This window comes from Streptomyces niveiscabiei (assembly GCF_001419795.1).
In the GTDB taxonomy this organism is placed as follows: Bacteria; Actinomycetota; Actinomycetes; order Streptomycetales; family Streptomycetaceae; genus Streptomyces; species Streptomyces niveiscabiei.
Map to the genome: position 1 here is coordinate 1 of NZ_LIRL01000417.1, position 6,610 is coordinate 6,610.

General features: G+C 71.7%; 7 protein-coding genes. 6 read left to right on the forward strand and 1 reads right to left on the reverse strand.

Features of this window, described 5'->3' with window-relative positions:
* Positions 1–294: 294 nt before the first annotated feature.
* Positions 295–1,158, reverse strand: coding sequence for a TetR/AcrR family transcriptional regulator (locus tag AOK24_RS20525; protein WP_055721522.1), 864 nt, complete (start codon positions 1,156–1,158; stop codon positions 295–297).
* A 195-nt stretch (positions 1,159–1,353) separates the two neighbouring features.
* Between AOK24_RS20525 and AOK24_RS52505 the strand changes: the two genes are divergently transcribed.
* The 6 genes from AOK24_RS52505 to AOK24_RS20550 form a co-directional block, all read left to right on the forward strand.
* Entirely contained in the window at positions 1,354–1,467 is a 114-nt protein-coding gene (locus AOK24_RS52505; protein ID WP_316685691.1) for a putative leader peptide, read from the forward strand.
* A gap of 80 nt (positions 1,468–1,547) precedes the next feature.
* Positions 1,548–2,423, forward strand: a complete 876-nt coding sequence (locus AOK24_RS20530; protein ID WP_055721523.1) for a glutathione S-transferase C-terminal domain-containing protein — start codon at positions 1,548–1,550, stop codon at positions 2,421–2,423.
* Between the two features lie 460 nt (positions 2,424–2,883).
* Positions 2,884–3,861, forward strand: coding sequence for an amino acid ABC transporter permease (locus AOK24_RS20535; protein WP_055721524.1), 978 nt, complete (start codon positions 2,884–2,886; stop codon positions 3,859–3,861).
* The gene (locus AOK24_RS20540; RefSeq protein WP_055721525.1) at positions 3,858–4,667 is read left to right on the forward strand and encodes an amino acid ABC transporter ATP-binding protein; all 810 of its coding nucleotides are present in this window, start codon (positions 3,858–3,860) and stop codon (positions 4,665–4,667) included. Before AOK24_RS20535 ends, AOK24_RS20540 begins: the two co-directional genes overlap by 4 nt.
* Before the next feature lie 124 nt (positions 4,668–4,791).
* A complete protein-coding gene (locus AOK24_RS20545) occupies positions 4,792–5,805 on the forward strand; it encodes an ABC transporter substrate-binding protein (RefSeq protein ID WP_055721526.1) in 1,014 nt (337 codons plus the stop codon).
* A 40-nt stretch (positions 5,806–5,845) separates the two neighbouring features.
* The coding region (locus AOK24_RS20550) for a GNAT family N-acetyltransferase (RefSeq protein WP_055721527.1) at positions 5,846–6,610 on the forward strand (765 nt) is incomplete at its 3' end.

A 6,610-nucleotide genomic window follows, 5' to 3' on the forward strand; every position in this document is an offset into this window, starting at 1 on the left:
CCCTGAGAGTCGTCCCCCCCACGGCGCCACCCTGGCCGCCCCTGAGGGCCGTCCCCGCATGGCACCGTGCGCGGCGGTCGTCAGGGGGTGCCCGGGGAGCGGTGCCGCCAGGCGGGGGTGTGAGCGGTCTGCCTCGATGCCGTCGGCCGCGTCCAACTCGCCCTCGGCGCAGGCGCCTTCGGCGTCACAGGTCCGCTTCTCCGTCGTCGCGGGATCATGCTGGAGCGGGGACGCCGGGGCGCGCGGCGAAAACCCCCGCACACTGTGTGTACGGGGGTTCCGGACCGCTCGCGGTCAGGCGGATTCGTGGGTCGCCGGTTCTGAAGCCGGCTTGCGGGACGCGGACTTGGCGGCCCGGCCCGCCGTGGACTTCGTGGCTGTCGAGGACTTCGAGGCCGCCCGGGACTTGGCGGTCGCCGGGGACTTTGCGGTCGTAGCCCGGGAAGCCCCCTTGCGGGCCGGAGTTGTCTTCTTGGCCGGGGCGGCGGCGGGAGCGCCCGTGATGCCGCCCACGCAGAACGCCCAGACCTCCTCCGCCGAGATGGGCGAGGGCTGCGCGCCGACGGGAGCCGCGGGTGCGCGGGCCGTGAACATGGCCGTCTGCATGATGAGGGAGGCGACCAGGCGAGGCTTGGGCGCCGTGGCCTGCCCCGCGGCGACGGCCTCCTCGACCAGCTCGGTGAAGAAGCCGAGCAGGGGGAGGTGCGCGGTGGCGACCTGGTCGGGGTGGGTGACCAGGAGCTGGATCGCGAAGTCGGTGAACAGAGGCGACTGCGCGCCGGGCCTGGGCTCGGAGCAGCGGTAGAGGAGCTCGACCGCGATCCGCAGTTTCTCCAGGGGGTCCCGGCCGGCCGCGGCGGCCTCCCGGATCTCCCCGGCCGACCTCGACAGCGCGTCCTCGAAGAGGGCGAGCAGCAACTCGTGCTTGCCGTCGAAGTGTTGATAGAAACTGCGCAGCGACTGACGCGAACGCTCCACGACCTCCTGCACGGTGAAGTCGGTGGTGCCCTTGCCGGCGATCAACTCCTGCGCGGCGTCGAGGAATCGCTGCACGCGCTGCTCCGCGCGAAGCTTCGCGGCCCTGGTGGACCGCTCGACGGCACGCTGCCGCCAGGCGGGCTCCGGGCTCTCGGCCGGTTCTACGGGGACGGCACTCATGAGCAGAACGCTACTCCTCGCAGGTGAAAAGCGAGCCCGTTCCCCCTACCGAATTCCGCTCCCCCGAAAACGAGACCGTCATGTCCGCCACCAAGAACACCGTTCTCGGATACTCACCCCTCGGACACCCCCTTGACGCACCCAGGGCCTCGATCGACACTCGAACCGGGAATCCTAGTGAACAGGTAGGGAATCATGGGGCGCCTGGAGCCGACCGTCTGCCGCACGAACCGCACGGCCTGGACGTCGCCCCTCCTCACCTCCCGCCGCCACATCGACCTGCTGCGCGTATGCAGCGCACAGCGCTGACCCGAGCGCCGTCTCGCGCCCCGCCCCTCAGCCGCCGCAACCGCGCGCCCGTCGTCGCGCGCCCGCCCCCGGGGAGACCCATGTCCATCGCACCGCCGGCCGCCCACGCGTACGACCGCCCGGCCCCCGCCTTCCGGGGCCGCATCGGCCGCGACGCCCGCAGCGGCCACTACGCCGTGCCGCGCCGCTACCGCCTCCACCTCTCCACCGCCGACCCCGACGGCCTGCGCATCGCCGTCACCCACAGCCTGCTGCGCCTGGACGAGGCGTGTCCGGTCACCCGCCTGCCCGCCGTCCCCGACTGTCCCGACGGCGGCCACACGAGCCTGCGCCCGCTGTACGACGCGAGCGCGCACCACTACCGGGGCCCGGCCCTCGCCCCCGTGCTGAGCGACGACTGGTCCGGCCGCATCGTCTCCACCCACGGCCCGGACATCGCCCGCGACCTCGCCCGGCACTTCGGCGGCGGCAGGCCCGCGCTGCACCCGTGCGGCACCGAGCAGGAGATCGAGACGGTCGTACGGCTGTGCGCCGAGACCGAGCGCGCGGCCCAACTCGCCGGTGAGGCGGACGCGTTGGAGCCGGGAAGCGCACTCGGCACCCTCCTCGACGCGCTCGGCGCCCTGGAGCAACACCTCGGCGCCGGACCGTATGTGACGGGCGATCAGATCACCGCCGCCGACGTCGACCTGTGGGTCACCCTCGTCCAGCTCGACACCGTGCACCGCCACCACCTCGACGCCGGAGCCGTCCAGCGGATCGCCGCCCACCACGCCCTGTGGGCCCACGCCCGCCGCCTCACCGCCCACCCCGCCTTCGGCACCCACCTCGACCTCGACGGCATCGACCGCCGCCACCGCGCCCGCTGCCAGGGCCTCGAAGCCGCCGGCTCCGCTGTCCAGATCCTGGACTGGGCGGCGCACAGGACCGACGGAGACCGGCCCCACCAGGGCTGATCCGGTCCGAAGCATGGACGGCCGTTGACAACGGTCCGCGCAACTGGCTTAACTGCGGCCCAGAACGGTCTTCCGACTCCGCGCCGCACCTCACCGACGGCCACCCCGGCCGCCGCACGAAGCAGAAGCAGAGGACGACATGTACGCAGCTCCCAGGACGGCGCCCCGCCGCTCCCCGGGCTGCGTACGCCCGTACCTCAGCCACCTCGTCGCGAACCGCGCCGTCGACCTCCTGCGCGTCAGCAGCGCACTGTGTACCGCACCGGGCCGTGCCCGCTGTCGGGTCTGACCTCCAGGCCAGTCCCGACCGCAGCGCCCTCGCCGGCCACCGCACTCGCGGTGCGCCGCCCGCCGCCCTCGACCCCGGTCCCGTACGCACCTGTCGCGCGCCCGCTCCCACCGGAGCCGCGCGCCCATGGCCCGTGACCCCGGGGTAGCCCGCCTCCCGCCGGAGCCCCTCATGAGCGAATCACCGGGCGCCGTGTCCCTCGCCACGACACCGCCACCCGACGCACCGTCAAAAACCCTCACAGCACAGCGAGTTCAGCCGCTGCGCCGCCCCGGACGCTGGATCGCCACCGCGATCGTCCTCGTCCTGTCCGCCCAGTTCGTCCACGGACTGGTCACCAACCCCTTCTACCAGTGGGACCGCTTCGGCTACTGGTTCCTGCGCCCGACCATCCTCGACGGACTCCTCGTCACCCTCGAAGTCACCGCCTACAGCGCCGCGTTGGGCCTCCTCGGCGGCATCCTGCTGGCCCTCGCCCGGCTCTCGAAGAGCCCGGTGCTGCGAGCCGTCAGCTGGGCCTACGTCTGGGCGTTCCGCTCGGTGCCGCTCATCGTGATCCTGCTGTTCCTGTACAACTTCAGCGCCCTGTACCGGACGTTGAGCATCGGCGTCCCCTTCGGCCCCGCCTTCTTCACCTTCGACGAGTCGCGCCTCGCCACCGACATGGTCATCGCCGTCGTCGGACTCAGCCTGCATGAGGCCGCGTACGCCGCCGAGGTCGTCCGGGGCGGCATCCTTTCCGTCGACCAGGGCCAGCACGAGGCCGCCGCTGCCCTCGGCCTCCCCCAGGGCTACCAGTTCCGCCGGGTGGTCTTCCCGCAGGCCCTGCGCTCGATCGTGCCGAACTACGTCAACCAGCTGATCGGCCTGGTCAAAGCCACCTCGCTGGTCTTCTACGTCTCCCTCCTCGACCTCTTCGGCGCCGCCCAGACCATGGGCTCCACCTACCCCGGCGACGTCGTCCCGCTGCTGCTCGTCGTCACCGCCTGGTACCTGATCCTCACGAGCCTCGTCTCGGTCGTCCAGTTCTCCGTCGAGCGGTACTACGCGCGCGGCGCCACCCGCACGCTGCCACCCACCCCGCTCCAGCAACTGCGCGCCGCCATCGGCCAGTTCAGGGAGCGCCTGCGCAAGGAGGCCGCCGTATGAGCGCCACCGCAACCACCGTCGCCGAGCCCGCCACCACTGTCGCCGCGCCCGCCGCCGTCGAACTCCACGGCGTCCACAAGTGGTTCGGCACCCACCAGGTCCTCGACGGCATCGACCTGACCGTCCGCCCCGGCGAAGTCACCGCGCTGCTCGGCCCGTCCGGCTCCGGCAAGTCGACGCTCCTGCGCGTCATCAACCACCTGGAGAAACCCGAACGCGGGTACGCCAGCGTCAACGGCGAACTCATCGGCGTACGCCGACACGGCCACCGGCTACGGGAGTTGAGCGAACGCGCCATCCTCACCCAGCGCGCCGGGATCGGGTTCGTCTTCCAGAACTTCAACCTCTTCCCGCACCTCACCGTGCTGGACAACGTCGCCGCCGCACCCGTCGCCACCGGCCGGCTCGCCAGGCCCGCCGCGCAGGAACTCGCCCGCGAACTCCTGGGCCGCGTCGGCCTCGCCGACAAGTCGGCCGCCTATCCACGGCAGTTGTCCGGCGGCCAGCAGCAGCGCGTCGCCATCGCCCGCGCCCTCGCGCTGCGGCCCGGCGTCATCCTCTTCGACGAGCCGACCTCCGCGCTCGACCCCGAGCTGGTGGGCGAAGTCCTCGCCGTCATCAAGGACTTGGCGACCAGCGGCACGACCCTCCTCATCGTCACGCACGAGATCGGCTTCGCCCGCGAGGTCGCCGACCGGGTGGTGTTCCTGGACGCCGGGAAGATCGTCGAACAGGGGCCGCCGGAACAGGTGCTGGACCGGCCGCGGCACGAGAGGACGCGCGACTTCCTCGCGAAGGTCCTCTGAACCGGGGCTACTTGAGTCGAGGTCCCTGAGCCCGGGCTGCCCGAGCTGAGGCCGCCTCGGTCAAGGGCCTGCGAATTCACCCCCGTTGATCCCCCGTACGACCCACGAACCCCTAAGGACAGCCATGCCCGCGCCCCTTTCCCGACGTGCCCTGATCCGAGGCATCACCGCGACGGCCGCCGTCGTCACCCTCGCCGGCGGGCTCGCCGCCTGCGGCGGGGACAGCGTGGCCGCCACCGACACCGCCGGCTCTGTGACCATCGGCCGCGTCTCCAACGGGGCCGCGAAAGAAGCCACGTTGAAGGTCTCCGAGGTGAAGTCGATCAGCGCCGAGGTCCCCGAGGCGATCCGCAGGCGCGGCACCCTCGTCATCGGCAGCGGCTCACTGCCCTCCGGCTCCGCGCCGCTCGGCTACATCGGCGACGACCAGAAGACCCTCACCGGCGCCGAACCCGACCTCGCCCGCCTCGTCGCCGCCGTCCTCGGCCTCAAGTCCGAGAACAAGCGGTTCACTTGGGAGAACCTCTTCGTCGGCATCGACAGCGGCAAGGTCGACATCGGCTTCTCGAACATCACCGACACCGAGGAGCGCAAGCAGAAGTACGACTTCGCCTCCTACCGGCAGGACAACCTCGGCTTCGAGAAGCTCAAGTCCAACTCCTGGACGTTCGACGGCACTTACCGGAGCCTCGCCGGAAAGACCGTTTCCGTCGGCGCCGGCACCAACCAGGAACGCCTGCTCCTGGAATGGCAGAAGAAGCTCAAGGCCGAGGGAAAGAACCTCACCATCAAGTACTTCCAGGACGGCAACAGCACCTATCTCGCCCTGAACAGCGGCAAGATCGACGCCTACCTCGGCCCCAACCCGAGCCTGTCCTACCACGTCACCCAGACCGCCAAGTCCCCCTCGCCGACCGCCATCGCGGGCACCTACTCCGGCGCCGGCGAGACCCTCCAGGGCCTCATCGCGGCGACCGTCAAGAAGGACAGCGGACTCGTCAAGCCGGTCGCCGACGCCATCAACCACCTCATCGACAACGGCCAGTACGCCAAGTGGCTGGACTCCTGGAACCTCGCGAACGAGGCCGTCACCACGTCCGAGATCAACCCGCCCGGCCTGCCCCTCACCAGCTCCTGACACACCATCAACCACCCTTGAGCGAAAGGACTTCGCCTCCGTGACCCACCCGGACGACCCCCGCGGAGGCGGAGCCCCGGTCGCCACCGCGGCCCACCCGCTCGACAACGCCGTCTGGACCGCCCTCGACGGCCCCCACGCCCACCTCGCCGAACGCCTCGGCCGGGCCGCCCGCTACCCTGCCGACGTCTACGCCTTCGCCGCGCTCGACGACCCCGCCGACCCGGCCGCGTGGACCGACCTGCACCGGCTGGTGGGGCCCGCAACAGCCGTACGCATCAAGCCCGTTGACGCCGTTCCCGACGGGTGGGAGCTGATCCGGGCGGGGTACGGCGTGCAGCTCGTCGACACCTCGCTGCGCGCCGAGCCCGATCCCGAGGCGGTGCGGCTCGGGGCGGACGACGTGCCGGAGATCCTGGACCTCGTCGGCCGGACCCGGCCGGGGCCGTATCTGAAGCGGACGATCCTGCTCGGGACGTACCTCGGTGTCCGGCGTGAGGGGCGGTTGGTCGCGCTCGCCGGGGAGCGGCTGAGGCCGCCCGGGTGGACGGAGATCAGCGCGGTGTGCACCGATCCCGCGTATCGGGGGAGGGGTCTCGCGACCCGGCTGATCCGCGCCGTCGCGGCCGGGATCCGGGAGCGGGGGGAGACGCCGTTCCTGCATGCCGCCGCCGGCAATGTGAACGCGATCCGGTTGTACGAGTCGATCGGGTTCGAGGTGCGGCGGTCCTCGCGGATCGTGGAGGTGCGGACTCCGGCGGGGGCTGCCCGGAGCTCCGGGGTCGCCGGGGGTGCTGGGGCTGTC

Excerpts from the sequence above, each read along its gene's own strand:
- AOK24_RS20530 (WP_055721523.1), top strand. The coding sequence starts at position 1,548 with ATGTCCATCGCACCGCCGGCCGCCCACGCGTACGACCGCCCGGCCCCC.
- AOK24_RS20525 (WP_055721522.1), bottom strand. The coding sequence starts at position 1,158 with ATGAGTGCCGTCCCCGTAGAACCGGCCGAGAGCCCGGAGCCCGCCTGG.
- AOK24_RS20540 (WP_055721525.1), top strand. The coding sequence starts at position 3,858 with ATGAGCGCCACCGCAACCACCGTCGCCGAGCCCGCCACCACTGTCGCC.
- AOK24_RS20535 (WP_055721524.1), top strand. The coding sequence starts at position 2,884 with ATGAGCGAATCACCGGGCGCCGTGTCCCTCGCCACGACACCGCCACCC.
- AOK24_RS20545 (WP_055721526.1), top strand. The coding sequence starts at position 4,792 with ATGCCCGCGCCCCTTTCCCGACGTGCCCTGATCCGAGGCATCACCGCG.
- AOK24_RS52505 (WP_316685691.1), top strand. The coding sequence starts at position 1,354 with ATGGGGCGCCTGGAGCCGACCGTCTGCCGCACGAACCGCACGGCCTGG.